13 protein-coding genes are annotated in these 16,993 nt (G+C 68.3%); all 13 read left to right on the top strand.

Annotated elements, in window-relative coordinates:
* The first annotated feature begins 1 nt into the window (after position 1).
* The 13 genes from rpoB (at position 2) to NR792_RS11590 (ending at position 16,900) form a co-directional block, all read left to right on the top strand.
* Entirely contained in the window at positions 2–4,228 is a 4,227-nt protein-coding gene (rpoB, locus tag NR792_RS11650) for a DNA-directed RNA polymerase subunit beta (protein ID WP_375760130.1), read from the top strand.
* 132 nt (positions 4,229–4,360) lie between these two features.
* Complete coding sequence (rpoC, locus tag NR792_RS11645) at positions 4,361–8,575, top strand: DNA-directed RNA polymerase subunit beta' (RefSeq protein WP_375760129.1); 4,215 nt, start codon at positions 4,361–4,363, stop codon at positions 8,573–8,575.
* 174 nt (positions 8,576–8,749) lie between these two features.
* Positions 8,750–9,211, top strand: coding sequence for a hypothetical protein (locus NR792_RS11640; RefSeq protein WP_375760128.1), 462 nt, complete (start codon positions 8,750–8,752; stop codon positions 9,209–9,211).
* Between the two features lie 103 nt (positions 9,212–9,314).
* Complete coding sequence (locus NR792_RS11635) at positions 9,315–9,665, top strand: phasin family protein (protein WP_120526755.1); 351 nt, start codon at positions 9,315–9,317, stop codon at positions 9,663–9,665.
* Positions 9,662–10,423, top strand: coding sequence for a lytic transglycosylase domain-containing protein (locus NR792_RS11630; protein WP_375760127.1), 762 nt, complete (start codon positions 9,662–9,664; stop codon positions 10,421–10,423). The genes NR792_RS11635 and NR792_RS11630 overlap by 4 nt, the downstream gene beginning before the upstream one ends.
* Before the next feature lie 160 nt (positions 10,424–10,583).
* Entirely contained in the window at positions 10,584–11,267 is a 684-nt protein-coding gene (locus NR792_RS11625; protein WP_375760126.1) for a hypothetical protein, read from the top strand.
* A gap of 23 nt (positions 11,268–11,290) precedes the next feature.
* Positions 11,291–11,755 carry a social motility and stimulation tgl protein gene (locus tag NR792_RS11620; protein WP_120549802.1) on the top strand — a complete coding sequence of 155 codons (465 nt, stop codon included), beginning with the start codon at positions 11,291–11,293 and terminating at the stop codon, positions 11,753–11,755.
* A gap of 23 nt (positions 11,756–11,778) precedes the next feature.
* A complete protein-coding gene (gene tgl, locus NR792_RS11615) occupies positions 11,779–12,537 on the top strand; it encodes a social motility TPR repeat lipoprotein Tgl (RefSeq protein WP_375760125.1) in 759 nt (252 codons plus the stop codon).
* Between the two features lie 21 nt (positions 12,538–12,558).
* On the top strand, positions 12,559–12,945 hold the full coding sequence (locus NR792_RS11610; RefSeq protein ID WP_375760124.1) for a helix-turn-helix domain-containing protein: 387 nt from the start codon (positions 12,559–12,561) through the stop codon (positions 12,943–12,945).
* Positions 12,946–12,954: 9 nt separating this feature from the next.
* On the top strand, positions 12,955–13,689 hold the full coding sequence (gene recO / locus NR792_RS11605) for a DNA repair protein RecO (RefSeq protein WP_207057448.1): 735 nt from the start codon (positions 12,955–12,957) through the stop codon (positions 13,687–13,689).
* A gap of 32 nt (positions 13,690–13,721) precedes the next feature.
* Positions 13,722–14,747, top strand: coding sequence for a carbohydrate kinase (locus NR792_RS11600; RefSeq protein WP_375760123.1), 1,026 nt, complete (start codon positions 13,722–13,724; stop codon positions 14,745–14,747).
* A 78-nt stretch (positions 14,748–14,825) separates the two neighbouring features.
* Positions 14,826–16,115 (top strand): DNA polymerase beta superfamily protein, encoded by a 1,290-nt coding sequence (locus NR792_RS11595; RefSeq protein WP_375760122.1) that lies wholly within the window; start codon positions 14,826–14,828, stop codon positions 16,113–16,115.
* The gene (locus tag NR792_RS11590) at positions 16,112–16,900 is read left to right on the top strand and encodes a DNA polymerase beta superfamily protein (RefSeq protein WP_375760121.1); all 789 of its coding nucleotides are present in this window, start codon (positions 16,112–16,114) and stop codon (positions 16,898–16,900) included. The genes NR792_RS11595 and NR792_RS11590 overlap by 4 nt, the downstream gene beginning before the upstream one ends.
* The last annotated feature ends 93 nt before the right edge of the window (positions 16,901–16,993 follow it).

Genomic DNA, 16,993 nt, shown 5'->3' with positions numbered 1-16,993 from the left:
AATGCCGACGCAGATCCAGAACAATTTCCGCGTGCGGAAGACCTTCGCGAAAATCGCGAAGATCATCGACATTCCCAATCTCATCAACATCCAGAAGCAATCCTACGAGAAGTTCCTCCAGGCCGACATCGCCCCGGAGAAGCGTGAGGACCTTGGCCTTCAGGGTGTCTTCAAGTCCGTCTTCCCGATCCGGGACTTCAACGAGACCTCCTCGCTGGAGTTTGTGAGCTATCACCTGGAGAAGCCGAAGTACGACGTCGATGAGTGCCACCAGCGTGGAATGACCTACTCGGCGCCCATCAAGGTCGTCGTGCGCCTGGTCGTCTGGGACAAGGACGAGGAGACCGGCGCCCAGTCCATCCGCGACGTGAAGGAGCAGGAGGTCTACTTCGGCGAAATCCCGCTGATGACCCAGAACGGTACGTTCATCATCAACGGCACCGAGCGCGTCGTGGTGAGCCAGCTGCACCGCAGCCCGGGTGCGTTCTTCGACCACGACAAGGGCAAGAGCCACTCGTCGGGCAAGCTGCTCTACAACGCCCGCATCATCCCGTACCGCGGCTCGTGGATCGACTTCGAGTTCGACCACAAGGACCTGCTGTACGTGCGCATCGACCGGCGCCGCAAGCTGCCGGCCACCGTGCTCATCCGCGCCCTGGGCGCCGTCGGTGACACGGCGAAGAAGAACCCGCTCGACTTCAAGGGCTCCACCGAGGAGATCCTCAACTACTACTACGCCACCGAGACCATCTACCTGCAGAGCGCCGCGGACTTCGAGAAGTCCGTCGAGCTGGAGCTCCTGCCGGGTCAGCGCGCCACGCGCGACATCAAGACCAAGTCCGGTGAGCTGATCGTCAAGAAGAACCGCAAGTTCACGCGCGCCGCCATCAAGAAGCTCGAAGCGGCGAAGATGACCAAGCTGCCCATCGACGCGGACGAGCTCTTCACCAAGGTGTCCGCCTACGACGTGGTGGACGAGAACACCGGTGAGGTCATCCTCGAGTGCAACGAGGAAGTCTCGCAGGAGAAGGTGGACGAGCTCCTCAAGCGCGACATCAAGGAGTTCAAGGTCCTCTTCATCGACAACCTCAACGTGGGTCCGTACCTGCGTGAGACGTTGATGCTGGACAAGATCGAGTCGCCCGAGCAGGCCATCATGGAGATCTACCGGCGCCTGCGCCCGGGTGATCCCCCGACGCCGGAGACGGCGACGAACCTGTTCAGCAACCTGTTCTTCAACCCGGAGCGCTACGACCTGTCCAAGGTCGGCCGCCTCAAGCTGAACTTCAAGTTCAGCCTCGAGGAGCCCCTGGACGGTCAGATCCTGACCAAGCGCGACATCCTGGAGGTCATCCGCTACCTGATCGACCTGAAGAACGGCAAGGGGACGATCGACGACATCGACCACCTGGGCAACCGCCGCGTCCGCGCGGTGGGCGAGCTGCTGGAGAACCAGTACCGCATCGGCCTCGTCCGCATGGAGCGCGCCATCAAGGAGCGCATGAGCCTCCAGGAGATCGAGACGCTCATGCCGCACGACCTGATCAACGCCAAGCCGGTGACGGCGGTGATCAAGGAGTTCTTCGGGTCCAGCCAGCTGTCGCAGTTCATGGACCAGACGAACCCGCTCTCCGAGGTCACGCACAAGCGCCGCCTGTCCGCGCTCGGGCCTGGCGGCCTCACGCGTGAGCGCGCGGGCTTCGAAGTCCGCGACGTGCACCCGACGCACTACGGCCGCATCTGCCCCATCGAGACGCCGGAAGGCCCGAACATCGGCCTCATCGCGTCGCTGTCGACCTACGCGCGCGTCAACGAGTTCGGCTTCGTGGAGACGCCGTACCGCAAGGTGGACGCGGGCAGCGTGACGGGGGACGTGGCCTTCTACTCGGCGCTCGAGGAGGAGAAGCACACCATCGCCCAGGCGAACGCGGAGACGGACAAGAAGGGCAAGTTCCTCAACGCGCTGGTGCAGAGCCGCCGCAGCGGCGAGTTCGTCCAGGTCAAGGCCGAGGACGTGGACCTGATGGACGTGTCCCCGAACCAGCTGGTGTCGGTGGCGGCCTCCCTCATCCCGTTCCTGGAGAACGACGACGCGAACCGCGCGCTCATGGGCTCCAACATGCAGCGCCAGGCGGTGCCGCTCCTGCGCACCGCGGCCCCGCTCGTGGGCACGGGCATCGAGGCCATCGTCGCGCGCGACTCGGGCGTGACGTGCGTGGCCCGTCGTGACGGCATCGTGGAGTCGGTGGACGCCAGCCGCATCGTGGTGAAGGCGGACTCCAACGCGGCCCTGAGCGACGTGTCCAGCGAGGTCGACATCTACAACCTGCTCAAGTACCAGCGCTCCAACCAGAACACGTGCCTCAACCAGAAGCCCATCATCCGCAAGGGTGACCGGGTGAAGAAGGGCGACGTGATCGCGGACGGTCCGGCCACCGAAACCGGTGAGCTGGCGCTGGGGCAGAACGTGGTCGTCGCGTTCATGCCGTGGCAGGGCTACAACTTCGAAGACTCCATCCTGCTCAGCGAGCGCATCCTCAAGGAGGACGTCTTCACGTCCATCCACATCGAGGAGTTCGAGTGCATCGCGCGCGACACCAAGCTGGGCAAGGAGGAGATCACCCGCGACATCCCGAACGTGGGTGAGGAAGCCCTCAAGGACCTGGACGAGAGCGGCATCATCCGCATCGGCGCCGAGGTGAAGCCCGGCGACGTGCTGGTGGGCAAGATCACCCCGAAGGGCGAGACCCAGCTGTCTCCCGAAGAGAAGCTGCTGCGCGCCATCTTCGGTGAGAAGGCCGGCGACGTGCGCGACAGCTCCCTGCGCGTGCCCCCGGGCGTCGTGGGCACCGTCATCAACGCCAAGGTGTTCAGCCGCAAGGGCGTGGAGAAGGACGAGCGCGCCAAGCAGATCGAGTCCATGGAGGAGGCGAAGCTCCTCAAGGACCAGAACGACGAGATCAAGGTCCTCCAGGACTCCGCGTACAGCCGCCTCCGTGGGCTGGTCCGCGGCAAGGAGGTCCAGGGCAAGCTCGTGGACGACAAGGGGAAGATCCTCCTGAAGAAGGGGGACATCCTCAACGACGAGCTGCTGGCCACGGTGCCGTACAAGTACTGGGGCGAGATCTCCGTCGGTGATCCGCTGGACGCGCGCCTGCGCGACATCCTGCGCAACCTGGAGGAGACGAAGGAGGCCGTGAAGCTGGCCTTCGGCGAGAAGATCGCCCGCATCAAGAAGGGCGACGAGCTTCCCCCGGGCGTCATCAAGATGGTGAAGGTGTACGTCGCCATCAAGCGCAAGCTCGCGGTGGGCGACAAGATGGCCGGCCGCCACGGCAACAAGGGCGTCGTGTCCCGCGTCCTCCCCGAGGAGGACATGCCGTACCTGGAGGACGGGCGTCCGGTGGACATCGTCCTCAACCCGCTCGGCGTTCCGTCCCGCATGAACATCGGGCAGATCCTCGAGGTCCACCTGGGCTGGGCCGCGAAGGGCGTGGGCGAGCAGCTGCAGCGCTACATCGACGAGAACTTCAGCGGCGAGCAGCTCAAGAAGCAGCTGAAGACCGTCTACGACGACAAGGCCTTCGGCGACTTCGTGGACGGGCTGTCCGACCAGGAGGTCCAGGACCTCTGCCGCCGCCTGAAGAAGGGCATCCACGTGGCGACGCCGGTGTTCGACGGCGCTCGCGAGACGGAACTGCACGCCCTCTTCGACGAGGGCCGCCTGCCGCGCTCCGGCCAGATGGTGCTCTTCGACGGCCGCACGGGTGAGCCGTTCGACCAGAACGTCACCGTGGGCGTGATGTACATGCTCAAGCTGCACCACCTGGTGGACGAGAAGATCCACGCCCGTTCCATCGGGCCCTACTCGCTCGTCACGCAGCAGCCCCTGGGCGGCAAGGCCCAGTTCGGCGGCCAGCGTCTGGGCGAGATGGAAGTGTGGGCGATGGAGGCCTACGGCGCGGCGTACACGCTGCAGGAGTTCCTCACGGTCAAGTCGGACGACGTGGTGGGCCGCACGCGCATGTACGAGGCCATCGTCAAGGGCGACAACGTCCTGGAGAGCGGCCTGCCCGAGTCGTTCAACGTGCTCCTCAAGGAACTCCAGTCGCTGGCCCTGGACGTGGAGCTGCTGGAGAGCGCGCCCCCGGAGCGGCAGCGCAGCTTCGGCGGAGACTTCCTGGGTGGCGGCGACGGCGAGGACCGGAAGTCGGGGACCGAGGCCTAGGCCTTTTCAAAGAAGCCGGTGCGCCCGCCTGACCGGCTGGCTGCTTCCTCGTGGAGGGGGCGGTTGGCCGGGCGCAGGGCGGGGGCCCGAAACGTTTGGCGCCCTGAGCGCTCATAAGTTTTCGGAGGCAACGTGAAGGACATTTTCAACTTCTTCGAGAAGCCGAAGGACCCGCTGTCGTTCAACGCCATCCGCATCGCGCTGGCGTCGCCCGACAAGATCCGCCAGTGGTCGCACGGCGAGGTGAAGAAGCCCGAGACGATCAACTACCGCACGTTCAAGCCGGAGCGGGATGGGCTCTTCTGCGCCCGCATCTTCGGGCCGGTGAAGGACTACGAGTGCAACTGCGGCAAGTACAAGCGCATGAAGCACCGTGGCGTCGTGTGCGAGAAGTGCGGCGTGGAGGTCATCCAGTCCAAGGTGCGCCGTGAGCGCCTGGGACACATCACGCTGGCCACGCCCGTGGCCCACATCTGGTTCCTCAAGTCGCTGCCCAGCCGCATCGGCAACCTGCTCGACATCACCCTCAAGGAGATGGAGAAGGTGCTGTACTGCGAGAGCTACATGGTCATCGACCCCAAGGCGACGCCGCTCCAGAAGGGCGAGCTGATCTCCGAGGAGAAGATGCACCGGCTCTTCCAGGAGCACGGTGAGGACTCGTTCACCGCGGGCATGGGCGGCGAGGCCGTCCGCGAGATGCTCAAGTCCCTGGACGTGGAGAAGCTGTCCGAGGAACTGCGCAAGGACATGCGCGAGACCACCAGCGAGGCGAAGCGGAAGAAGTACGCCAAGCGCCTGAAGGTGGCCGAGGCGTTCCGCGTCTCCGGCAACAAGCCGGAGTGGATGATGCTGGACGTCATCCCCGTCATCCCGCCCGACCTGCGTCCGCTGGTGCCCCTGGACGGCGGCCGCTTCGCGACCTCCGACCTCAACGACCTGTACCGCCGCGTCATCAACCGCAACAACCGCCTCAAGCGGCTGCAGGAGCTGAACGCGCCGGACATCATCATCCGCAACGAGAAGCGGATGCTCCAGGAGGCCGTGGACGCGCTGTTCGACAACGGCCGCCGCGGCAAGACCATCACCGGCCCGAACAAGCGGCCGCTGAAGTCGCTGTCCGACATGCTCAAGGGCAAGCAGGGCCGGTTCCGTCAGAACCTGCTCGGCAAGCGCGTGGACTACTCGGGCCGCTCCGTCATCGTCGTGGGTCCCGAGCTGCGCCTGCACCAGTGCGGCCTGCCGAAGATCATGGCGCTCGAGCTCTTCAAGCCGTTCATCTACAACAAGCTTGAAGAGAAGGGCTACGTCACCACCATCAAGTCCGCGAAGAAGATGGTGGAGAAGGAGCGTCCGGAGGTCTGGGACATCCTCGAGGACGTGATCCGCGAGCACCCGGTGCTCCTCAACCGCGCCCCCACGCTGCACCGCCTGGGCATGCAGGCCTTCGAGCCCGTCCTCATCGAGGGCAAGGCCATCCAGCTGCACCCGCTGGTGTGCGCCGCGTTCAACGCGGACTTCGACGGCGACCAGATGGCCGTGCACGTGCCCCTGTCCATCGAAGCGCAGATGGAAGCGCGCGTGCTGATGATGTCGACGAACAACATCCTCAGCCCCGCGAACGGCAAGCCCATCATCGTCCCGACGCAGGACATGGTGCTCGGCATCTACTACATGACGCGCGCCCGCGAGTTCGCCAACGGCGAAGGCCGCGTGTTCGCGTCGCCGGACGAGGTGCGCGCCGCGTACGACCACGGTGAGGTCCACCTGCAGGCCAAGGTGGTGTGCCGCATCGACGGCAAGCGCAAGGAGACCACGGTCGGCCGCGTGCTGCTGTGGGAAGTCGTTCCGCGCCGCGTGGGCTTCGACGCCATCAACAAGGTGCTCGACAAGAAGTCGCTCGGTAACCTCATCGACCTCTGCTACCGCCTCACGGGCGAGAAGGAGACGGTGCTGCTGGCGGACCGCGTCCGCAGCGCGGGCTACTTCCACGCGACCCGTGCCGGTATCTCCATCGCGCTCAAGGACATGATCATCCCTGCGAAGAAGCAGGAGTTCCTGGACTACGCGCGCAAGGAAGTGTCGGAGATCGAGAACCAGTACCTGGAAGGCCTCATCACCGACGGTGAGCGCTACAACAAGGTCATCGATATCTGGGCGGAGATCACCGAGAAGGTCGCCCAGGAGATGATGCAGCAGATCTCCCAGGACGAGGCTTCCGGGGACGTGGACGGCAAGCGCGTGACGCGCAAGCAGCCGTCGTTCAACCCCATCTACATCATGGCCGACTCCGGCGCCCGCGGCAGCGCCCAGCAGATCCGCCAGCTGGCGGGTATGCGCGGCCTGATGGCGAAGCCCTCCGGCGAAATCATCGAGACGCCCATCACGGCCAACTTCCGTGAAGGCCTCTCCGTGCTCCAGTACTTCATCTCCACGCACGGCGCCCGTAAGGGCCTGGCGGACACGGCGCTCAAGACGGCCAACTCCGGTTACCTCACCCGCCGTCTCGTGGACGTGGCGCAGGACGCCATCATCAACGAGTACGACTGCGGCACCATGGACGGTCTGTTCATCGGCGCCCTGGTCGAGGGCGGCGAGATCATCGAGCCGCTGGGGGAGCGCATCCTGGGCCGCGTGGCCCTGGACGACATCCTCGACCCTGTGACGGGCGAGGTGCTGGTGCGCGCCAACGAGGAGATCGACGAGGACCGCGTCCGCCGCATCGAGAACAGCGGTCTGGACAAGGTGAAGATCCGCTCGGTGCTCACCTGCCAGGCCAAGCGCGGCATCTGCGTGGAGTGCTACGGCCGTGACCTGGCGCGTGGCCGCAAGGTGTCCGTGGGCGAGGCCGTGGGCGTCATCGCGGCGCAGTCCATCGGTGAGCCGGGTACGCAGCTCACGATGCGCACCTTCCACATCGGTGGTGCGGCGACCCGTCGCGCGGAGCAGTCCAGCCTGGAGAACCGCTACGCGGGTTCCGTGAAGTTCGCGGGCCTGAACACGGTGCAGAAGGCGGACGGCACGCTGGTGGCCATGAACCGCAACGGCGAGATCGTCATCGTCGACGAGTCGGGCCGCGAGCGTGAGCGCTACCAGATCATCTACGGCGCCCGCATCCTGGTGAAGGAGAACCAGAAGCTGGAGCCGGGCGTGCTCCTGGCCGAGTGGGACCCGTTCGCCATCCCCCTGCTCACGGAAGTGGGCGGTGTCGTGCGCTACGAGGACATCATCGAAGGCGTGACGATGTCCGAGACGCTCGACGAGGTGACGGGCCTGTCGCGCAAGACGGTCATCGAGTCCAAGGACCCGGAGGCGCGTCCGCGCGTCACCATCCGCGACGCGGCCGGCAACGTGAAGGACCTGCCGTCCTCCCGCAACCAGGCGAGCTACTTCCTGCCCCAGGGCGCGATCATCACGGTCAACGACCAGGATGAGATCTCCGCGGGCGAGGTCATCGCCAAGGTGCCGCGTGAGACCACGAAGACCAAGGACATCACGGGCGGTCTGCCCCGCGTGGCCGAGCTCTTCGAGGCGCGCAAGCCCAAGGACGCGGCGGCGATCGCGGAGATCGACGGCGTGGTGTCCTTCGGCAAGGACACCAAGGGCAAGCGCAAGCTCATCATCACCCCCGAGGTGAGCGGCGAGCAGCGCGCGGACCTGGCCAAGGAGTACCTGATCTCCAAGGGCAAGAGCATCAACGTCCACTCCGGCGACCGCGTGAAGGCCGGCGAGGCGATGATGGACGGCGCGGCCAACCCGCACGACATCCTCAAGGTGCTGGGCGAGAAGGAACTCGCGCGCTACCTGGTGGACGAAGTGCAGGAGGTCTACCGACTGCAGGGCGTGAAGATCAACGACAAGCACATCGAGACGATCGTCCGGCAGATGCTGCGCCGGGTGCGCGTCACCGACGTGGGCGACACCAACTTCCTGGTCGACGAGCAGGTCGAGAAGTGGGTGTTCGAGGAGGAGAACGAGAAGGTCATGTCCGAAGGGAAGCGCCCGGCCGTGGGCGAGCCCCTGCTGCTCGGCATCACCAAGGCGTCGCTCTCCACCGAGTCGTTCATCTCCTCGGCGTCGTTCCAGGAGACCACGAAGGTGCTCACCGAGGCCGCCATCAACGGCAAGGTGGACTACCTGCGCGGCCTCAAGGAGAACGTCATCATGGGCCGGCTCATCCCCGCCGGCACGGGCCTGCCGAACTACAAGCACCTCGACATCGAGGTGGAGAGCCCCACGGACGAGGTCAACGAGATGGAGGCCGCCCTGGCCGCCACCCACGGCGACACCGGTCCGCTGGCCCCTCCGCCGTCGCGGCCGGACACCCGGTCCACCGACGTCGCCTCGTGATTCCCCGAAGCGTCCCTGACGCTTCGTGAGCCAGCCGCCGTCCTGGTGTCATGCCGGGGCGGCGGCTTTCTCGTTTTGCACAGTCTGCCCTCTGTCTGCTTGACAGCATGTCGCGGTGCGTTACATTGACGCATCACGTTATTTGACCCGGTAGCAGCCGGGGGGGAGCACGACATGACGACGACGAGTGCGAAGGCAGCGGAGAAGCAGGGCGTGACGCAGAACGTGGAGGCCTTCCTGAAGGGGCGGTTCTCCGAGGCGCAGAAGCGGTTCCAGGGCCTGGAAGGGGAGGCGAACAAGGCCTTCCGCGCGCTGGAGACGAAGGGCCAGGTGGCGGCGAAGGAGGTCCAGGCCCTGTGGACCAAGGTCCAGGCGGGTGAGCTGCGCGCGGACCCCCGCGTTCAGGAGCTGACCAAGAAGGTGGACGAGGCGGGCGTCGAGCTGCGCAAGCGGCTGGATGGATTCCAGGCGAAGGTCGTGGGGGCGGTGGGAGTTGCCAGCCAGTCCCAGGTGGAGCAGATCACCCGCGAGCTGGGGCGCCTGTCGAAGAAGCTGGATGTGCTCCTGAAGCCCACCCGGCGCGCCCACCGGACGACCAAGAATTCGGGCGGCGCGGCGTCTTCTCCGCGGGCCTGAGCAGCGTTTCCATCACCCATGGGGTGTGCTTAGGTCGCAAACCCCTTTGAATGCCCAGGGTCCTTCCACCGGAAGGGCCCGGGGTCACTCCCGGAGCGACTTCATGGACAACAACACCGAGGCCCCCCGAGAGAAGCCTTCCGTGGCGGAGGCGTTCGAGCGGATCTGGAGCCAGGCGCTCCTGGCGGTGAACACGGCGGAGGAGGAGGCTTCCCGCGCCGTGCAGCGCGTGGCGTCCGTCGCGGGCTGGAGCCAGGACGAGGTGAAGCGTCAGGCCCGCGAGTTCGCGGAGCGGCTGACGGGGCACCGCAAGGACCTGGAGCACAACGTGGAGGAGCGGGTCCGCACGGCCCTGACCCTCCTGAAGCTGCCGCGCCGCGAGGAGTTGCAGGCCTTCGGCGCCCGCCTGGAGCGTCTGAACGAACGCATCCAGGCCCTGGAGCACCGTAAGTGAGTGGCCCCGCCGCCTCGGGCGGCAGGTCGCTGGGAACGCGGTTCTTCGCGGGGCTGCATGCCCTGAGCAGCGGGTGCTCCCGGCTCCCGCTGCTCGCGGGCGTGGCGCTCGTGGTGTCCGCGCGGGTGGTGCCCCTCCTGGAGGAGTCCGCCCCCCAGGCCGTGGTCCCCGAGGTGGTGGCGCAGGAGTCCATCTCCGAGGAGGCGGCGCTCATCGACGCCGTGCTGGCCAAGCGGGCCCCGGACCTGGGGCTCACGCTGCGCCGGCGGCTGGGGCAGGCCATCGACGAGGAGTCGCGCCGCACGGGGTATGACCCGCTGCTAGTGCTGGCCCTCATCGACGTGGAGTCCGACTTCGAGGAGGAGTCCGTCTCCGAGAAGGGCGCCCGGGGGCTGATGCAGATCAAGCCCAGCACGCTGCACTTCCTGGCGGAGAAGGAAGGCCTGAAGCTGTCGCGCGAGGAGGTGGTGGCGGACCCCGCCGTCTGCGTGCGCCTGGGCATCCGCTACCTGCGCTCGCTGCAGGGCCGCTTCGGCGGGGACCTGGACATGGCGCTGATGGCCTACAACGCGGGCCCCACGCGCATCCGGGATGCCATGAAGGCGGGGGAGCTGGAGAAGTTCCGCCGCTATCCCCGGGCCGTGCGGCGCGACTTCCGCCGCTTCCGCGAGGGCCATGGCCTGGGCGGGGACTGGGCGCTGGCGCAGCGCGAGCCGCCTCCGCCGACGCCGGACGAGACGCCGACCGCGGCGCCCTGAAGGGCCCCCGCGGTCCGACTGGAAGACGGGCCCCCGGGTGAATGTTCGGGGCGGCGGAGCGCTCCAAGAGGGGCCGTCCCCGCCTTGTCCCGCTCCCCCGGGTGCGCTAAGTCGTTGCAAGCTCCCGGGACTGTTGAGGATTCCCAGGAGAAATGCCCCCATGCCCCGCCCGTCCGCCCGCATTGCCATCACCGTCGCGGCCTCGCTCCTTCCCATGCTGGCTCTCGCCGGTTCGGTCTTCCTGAACGGCGTGAAGATCGACGGTGTGACGAACACGCGCTTCGAGAAGGCCACCGTCCGCATCGACGCGGAAGGAAACGTCCACATCGACGCGCCGGGGTACGCCGCCCGCGTGACGACCGTGACGCCCACGCCCGCGACGCCATCCACCGCCACGCCGCCTGCCGCCACGCCCCCGGACGCGGGCGTCGTCGCGCAGGCGCCCGCGCCGGCTGCTCCCACCGCGCCCACGTCCGTGCCGGGGCGCATCACCCAGCGCTACTGGCTGGTGACGGAGCAGACGACGCCGGGCATGACGGACTTCGACATCGACGTGTACGTGAACTCGCGCTGGCTGCGTCGTTTGCGCAACAACGAGGACCAGGTGGTGATGGACATCACCAGCCAGTTGCGCCCCGGCGCGAACGCGGTGACGCTGATTGCCCGCAAGCAGGCGACAGGGAACCGCCGCAGCACGTCCGCCCAGAACGTCTTCAAGGTGATCATCGGCGAGGGCAACGAGGGCGGCGGCAACGTGATGATTGACACGCCCCTCATCCGCTTCCAGAAGACGGCTGCGGACGCGCAGGACGCGACCGAGGAGTTCACCCTCACCACCCGCTAGGGTGCGCGGGAAGGGAGACGACGGTGTTCACCATCGACGAGCGCTACCGGGGCCTCCCCGCGAACCGCGACCAGGTGCTCGCGCTGCACCTGTCCCTCAACACGCCGCACGTGGCGATTCCCGGCAAGCAGGCCGGGCCCGCGCAGGCCTTCGTGGTGGGGCTGCGCGGAGGGCAGGGCGCGGGCGTCTTCGTGTACCTGTACCTCGTGGAAGCGGGGGACTGCGCGGTGTACGTGTCCGGCCGGCGCATCCAGTCCGCGGACGAGCTGCGTGAGGACGAGGACGACGCGCTCGCGTTCGTGGAGTCGCTGGGCTTCATGATGGACAACGCGAACTGGCGCGCCGCGGCGCCCGCGCAGCAGGACGAGTGGCTCAAGACGCTGCCCGTGTTCTTCCGGGAGCCCACGCTCGTGCCCGCCGTGAAGGCCCGCGCCGAAGAGAAGCGCAACGTCGCCACCACCCTGGGCCGCTTCCTGGCCGCGTTCTGACCCTCCACCCCGGATTGGCACCCATGTCCCGCATCACTTCCTCCTGCTTCCTCGCGTTCGCGCTCGCGTCGGCGGGCTGCGCGCACGTCCCCACGGAGAAGGAGCGCCGGAGCTCGGAGATCCACTACGACCTGGGCATCCAGGCCCAGCAGCACGGCCACGTGCAGGACGCGCTCGCGGAGTACCAGAAGGCGCTGGAGCAGAACCCGTCCAACCCGGAGGCCCACAACGCGGTGGGGCTGCTGCTGCACCTGTCCTTCCGGAGGCTCGACGAGGCGTCATCCCACTACGAGCAGGCGCTGAAGTTGCGGCCGACCTTCTCCGACGCGCGCACCAACCTGGGCAACCTGCGCCTGGATCAGGGCCGCTACGACGACGCCATCAAGCTGTACGAGGAGTCGCTCAACGACATGCAGTACCGCTACGGCTTCTCCGCGCAGAACAACCTGGGCTGGGCGCTCTACAAGAAGGGCGACACGGTGAACGCGCTGCAGAACATCAAGGCGGCCATCACCACCAACCCGGAGTTCTGCCTGGGCTACAAGAACCTGGGCATCATCTACGACGAGACGGGCAAGACGGAGGAGGCGTGCCGGCAGTTCGCGCACTACCGTGAGCGGTGCCCGGACGTGGCGGAGGCCTACCACCGCGAAGGCGTGTGCCAGGCGAAGCTCGGGCGGGTGGAGGAGGCGAAGAAGGCGTTCGCGGGCTGCGAGTCCAAGGCCCAGCCCAACGAGCAGGTGCTCAAGGACGACTGCCGCTCACTGCTGGACCACCTCTAGGCGCGGGGGCCCCGAAAGACCGTGGACCACGTCGACTTCGGCAAATACCTCAGCCAGCAGCGCGAGCTTCGCGGCCTGTCGCGCGAGGACGTCTCCCGGGAGACGAAGATTCCCCCCAGCCTCGTCGCGGCGCTGGAGGCGGGGCAGGTGGAACGGCTGCCCGAGCGCGTGTTCGTGCTGAACTACATCCGCGCGTACGCGCAGGTCATCGGCCTGTCGCCGGAGGAAGCGGCGCTGCGCTACGAGGAGGTGGACCGGGCGGTGCCCGCGCCTTCGCCGGTGCAACTGGAGAAGGAGCGGCGCAAGCGGGCGTACGTCATCCTGGCCGTGCTGCTGGCGGTCCTGCTCCTGGGCGCGGCCCTGTTCCTGGTGCTGACCGGGAAGCTTCCGCCCCCCTCGGCGCGTTGAAGAGGGGTTATGGAGCGGTACGCCGACGACGCGTTCGTGCTGTCCACGGTCGACTATGGTGAGTCCGACCGGCTGGTGACGTTGCTGACGCGCGAGCACGGCAAGCTGACCGCGTTCGCAGCGGGAGCGCGCAAGAGCAAGCGCCGGTTCGCGGGTGCGCTGGAGCCGTTCATGCGGCTGCGCGTGCAGTTGGTGGAGACGCGCGGCAGCACGGTGCGGCTGGACTCGGCGGACATCGTCGCGGGCTTCTACGCGGCGCGCGAGGACCTGTCGCTCATCGCCCGGGCGCTGTACGCGGTGGAGCTGTGCCGCGAGCTCACGCGCGACCACGAGCCGCACCCGGAGCTGTTCGAGCTGGTGGAGGGCTACCTGCACCGGCTGGACGCGAAGGAGGCCGGGCCCACGTCGTTGCTCGCGTTCGAGCTGGCGGCGCTGGCGCAGGCGGGGCTGATGCCGCGCTTCGACTCCTGCTCGCTGTGCGGCGGCCTGCCCGGCGAACGGCCCCGGTTCGACCAGGGCCACGGTGGCGCGGTGTGCGAGCCGTGTGGCGGACGCGCGCGGGATTCGGTCGCGGTGCCGGTGGCGCTGCTGTCCGGCCTGCGTTCGCTCCAGGAGGGCGCGCGCACGCCGCTGCCTCCGGACCTTCGCGCGCGGGCGCGGGGACTGCTCAACGTCTTCATCGCGCACCACCTGGGCCGCAAGCTCAAGAGCGTGGACTTCATGGCGCAGGTGGGCCTGGACTGACGGGCAGCGCGCGGTCCCCAGGGGGAAGTGTCATGCACGAGGCCGGACCGCTGGACGTGGTGTGTGTCGGCGAGACGCTGGTGGACTTCCTTCCCGTGTCGGGCGGCGCCACGCGCGTGCGGGACGTGGAGGCCTGGAAGCCATCGCCGGGGGGCTCGCCGGCCAACGTCTCCGTGGGGCTCGCGCGGCTGGGCCTGCGCTCGGCGATGGTGGGCGTGGTGGGGTCCGACGAGTTCGGCCACTTCCTGCGCGACCGGCTGGCGGCGGAGGGCGTCGACGTCAGCCGCCTGCGCCAGGTGGACCACGCCCGCACCGGCCTGCTGTTCGTCTCGCTGGATGCGCACGGCGAGCGCAGCTTCACGTACTTCCGGACGCGTTCGGCCGAGTTCCTGCTGGATGGCTCGGACGTGGATGGCGACTTCGTGCGGCGTGCGAAGGCGCTGCACTGTGGCTCCAACTCCCTGCTCCTGCCGGAGGCGCGCGAGGCGATGGTGCGCATGCTCACCCTGGCGCGTGATGCCGGGATGCTGGTGAGCTGTGATCCGAACCTGCGGCTGCACGTCTGGGAACGGCCCGAGGAGCTGCGCGTCCTCCTGGGCCGCATGCTGCCGCTGTGCACGGTGGTGAAGCTGTCCGAGGAGGAGATCCACTTCGCGACCGGTGAGCACTCGCCCGAGGCGGCCTTGCACGTCCTGGCCGCGCGGGGTGTGCGGCTGCCGGTGGTGACGCTGGGCCCGCGCGGCGCGGTGTTCCTCTGGCAGGGCGAGGTCCTCTCCGTCCCCGCTCCCCAGGTGACGGTGGTGGACACGACAGGCGCGGGGGACGGCTTCGTGTCCGCGATGTTGACCGGGCTCGTGCGCGGGTATGGCGACGCGCGCTCGCTGGAGGGGGCGACGCGCGAGGACCTGGTCGCGCTGATGACCTTCGCCGCGGGCGTGGGGGCTCGGGTGGTGACGAAGCTGGGCGCGGTGGCGGCGCTCCCCATGGCGTCCGAGGTGGAGGCACTGCTGCCCACGCGGTCTTCCGCGCCCGACGACGTGCGACGCATCGCGCGCTGACGGGAAGCGCCGTGCCGGGTCAGGCTCGCGTGCTTCGCTGCGTCCACCGTGGCCCACCATCCCACGCAGGAGGGACCGATGAGTGACACCCGAGAGACCGCTTCCTCCACCCCGGCGCGGGTCCGGGGATTGGAGCAGATCGACCGGCTGTCCGTGCCCCTGCCGCACGGCACGGAGGTCACGACGCGCGTGGAGCGCGTGGCGTCCGGGGGGCGCCGGATTCCACAGGGCGTGATCGGCCGCGTGGTGCGTGCGCATGACGGCGGCTTCGACGTGCAGATCGTCGGCGTGGGCGAGGTGTGGTTCGCGCGCGATGAGCTGGTGCCCCGGCGCACGGGACAGGTGCAGTTCGCCCAGCGGCGTGAGGCCGCCTGGAATGCGTTGCGGCCGTGCGTGGTGCTGGAGACGCGCGTGGGCAGTCACGCGTGGGGGCTCGCGGATGAGCGCTCCGACGTGGACGTTCGCGGTGTCTTCGCACTGCCCCTGCCGTGGACGCTGGGCCTGGGGCAGCCGCCGCAGGACCTGGTGAGCGCGGATGGCAGCACCACGTACTGGGAGGTCCGCAAGACGGTGGAGCAGGCGCTGCGCGCGGATCCGAACACGCTGGAGACCCTCTTCGTCCCCGGCGCGACGCCGGTGGATGAGCTGGGCACGTGGGTGCTGGAGGCACGCGAGGCGTTCGTCTCCAAGGCCATCTTCGGCAGCTTCGGGCGCTACGCCATGAGCCAGCTCGACAAGCTCACCCGCAGCCAGCGGCTGGCCGAGCACCGCGACCTGCTCCTCGCGTGGCTGTGCGAGGAGCCCACGCCCGACCTGGACGAGGTGGCCCGTCGCCTGGCCGCGGTGTCGCCCCGCGCCGCGCCCACGCCCGAGGACGGGGTGCTCGCGGCGAAGACGTACGTGAAGCAGCTCTACCGCTCGCTCTGGGACCAGGGGCTGCTCGCGGCGAACGACTTCGCGGCGCTCACCGCGTACGCACGCGGCGGCGGGCAGCGTCCTCCGTCCGCCCGGGAGCTGCGGCCGAAGAACGCCTACAACCTGCTGCGGCTGGTGGCGCTGGCGACGGGGTGGCTGCGCGACGGCGTGCCCTCCTTCGAGGCGACGGGGGCGTTGAAGGCGCGGCTGCTCGACATCAAGGGCGGGCAGGTGCCACTGGAGGACGTGCTGCGCGACGCCGAGGCGATGGCGCCGGAGCTGGAGGCCGCGCACCGCGAGAGCCGGTTGCCGGAGCATCCGGACTACGCCCGCGCGGACCGGTTGCTGCGGCGGGTAGGGGAGGAAGTGGCTCGGCGCTGGGTCTTGAAGACGCCTGGACCGCTGGGCAGCGATGCGCCGGAAGCCCCGGCACTGGAAGGAGGGACGGAATGAAGGGCAGGGTGACGGAACATCAGGAGCGGATGGCGGACCGCGTGCTGGACGCCGAGTCCCTCCATCGCGAGCACCTGGTCATCTCGCTGTCCGGCGCGCATGCGTACGGCTTCCCGTCGCAGGACAGCGACCTGGACCTCAAGGCCATCCACATCGCGCCCACCGCCGCGCTCCTCGGGCTCCAGCCCCGGCACGTGCCGGCGGAGCGGCTGGAGGTGCTGGAGGGCGTGGAGGTGGACTACTCGTCCAACGAGCTGCAGCCCGTGCTGCTGGGCATCCTCCAGGGCAACGGCAACTACATCGAGCGGGTGCTGGGCGCCATCACCGTGCGGGCCCTGCCGGAGCTGGAGACGCTGCGGCCGCGGGTCCGGGCCGTGCTGTCGCGGCGCATCCACCGGCACTACCGCGGCTTCGCGCAGGGCCAGCTCCGCGAGTGGGAGAAGAGCGGCTTCCGCTCCGTGAAGAAGCTGCTGTACGTGCTGCGCACCACGCTCACCGGAACGCATGCGCTGCGCACGGGCGAGGTGGAGACGGACGTCACCGCGCTGCTGGAGCCGTATGGCTTTGGCGAGGCCCGCGCGCTGGTGGAGCGCAAGCGGAGCGGTGAGCGCATCGAGCTGACCGACGCGCTCAGCGAGCAGTGGCAGCAGGAGGTGGCGCGCGCCTTCGCGGTGCTGGATGCGGCGGACGCGGCCTCCGTGTTGCCCCTGGAGCCACCGCCGGCGGCCGTGGCCGCCCTCGAAGGCTGGATGCTCGACGTGCGGCGCCAGCGGTTCGGTGCCTAAACCGCTTTCCCGGGGCTCCTGGCTCCGGGGGGCGGGCCGTCTGGAAAGACGATCATCGACCTGGGAGGGTTCGGCGGGTAACATCCGCCCCCG

The sequence above is a fragment of the Corallococcus exercitus genome (genome assembly GCF_042231735.1).
GTDB lineage: Bacteria > Myxococcota > Myxococcia > Myxococcales > Myxococcaceae > Corallococcus > Corallococcus exercitus_B.
Note: the sequence above shows the minus strand (reverse complement) of the source record. Positions and strands in the feature narration are given on the sequence as shown.

Coding starts and splice junctions, on each gene's coding strand:
- NR792_RS11590 (WP_375760121.1), top strand. CDS start 16,112: ATGAAGGGCAGGGTGACGGAACATCAGGAGCGGATGGCGGACCGCGTG.
- tgl (WP_375760125.1), top strand. CDS start 11,779: ATGTCCCGCATCACTTCCTCCTGCTTCCTCGCGTTCGCGCTCGCGTCG.
- NR792_RS11600 (WP_375760123.1), top strand. CDS start 13,722: ATGCACGAGGCCGGACCGCTGGACGTGGTGTGTGTCGGCGAGACGCTG.
- recO (WP_207057448.1), top strand. CDS start 12,955: ATGGAGCGGTACGCCGACGACGCGTTCGTGCTGTCCACGGTCGACTAT.
- NR792_RS11625 (WP_375760126.1), top strand. CDS start 10,584: ATGCCCCGCCCGTCCGCCCGCATTGCCATCACCGTCGCGGCCTCGCTC.
- NR792_RS11640 (WP_375760128.1), top strand. CDS start 8,750: ATGACGACGACGAGTGCGAAGGCAGCGGAGAAGCAGGGCGTGACGCAG.
- NR792_RS11635 (WP_120526755.1), top strand. CDS start 9,315: ATGGACAACAACACCGAGGCCCCCCGAGAGAAGCCTTCCGTGGCGGAG.
- rpoB (WP_375760130.1), top strand. CDS start 2: ATGCCGACGCAGATCCAGAACAATTTCCGCGTGCGGAAGACCTTCGCG.
- NR792_RS11595 (WP_375760122.1), top strand. CDS start 14,826: ATGAGTGACACCCGAGAGACCGCTTCCTCCACCCCGGCGCGGGTCCGG.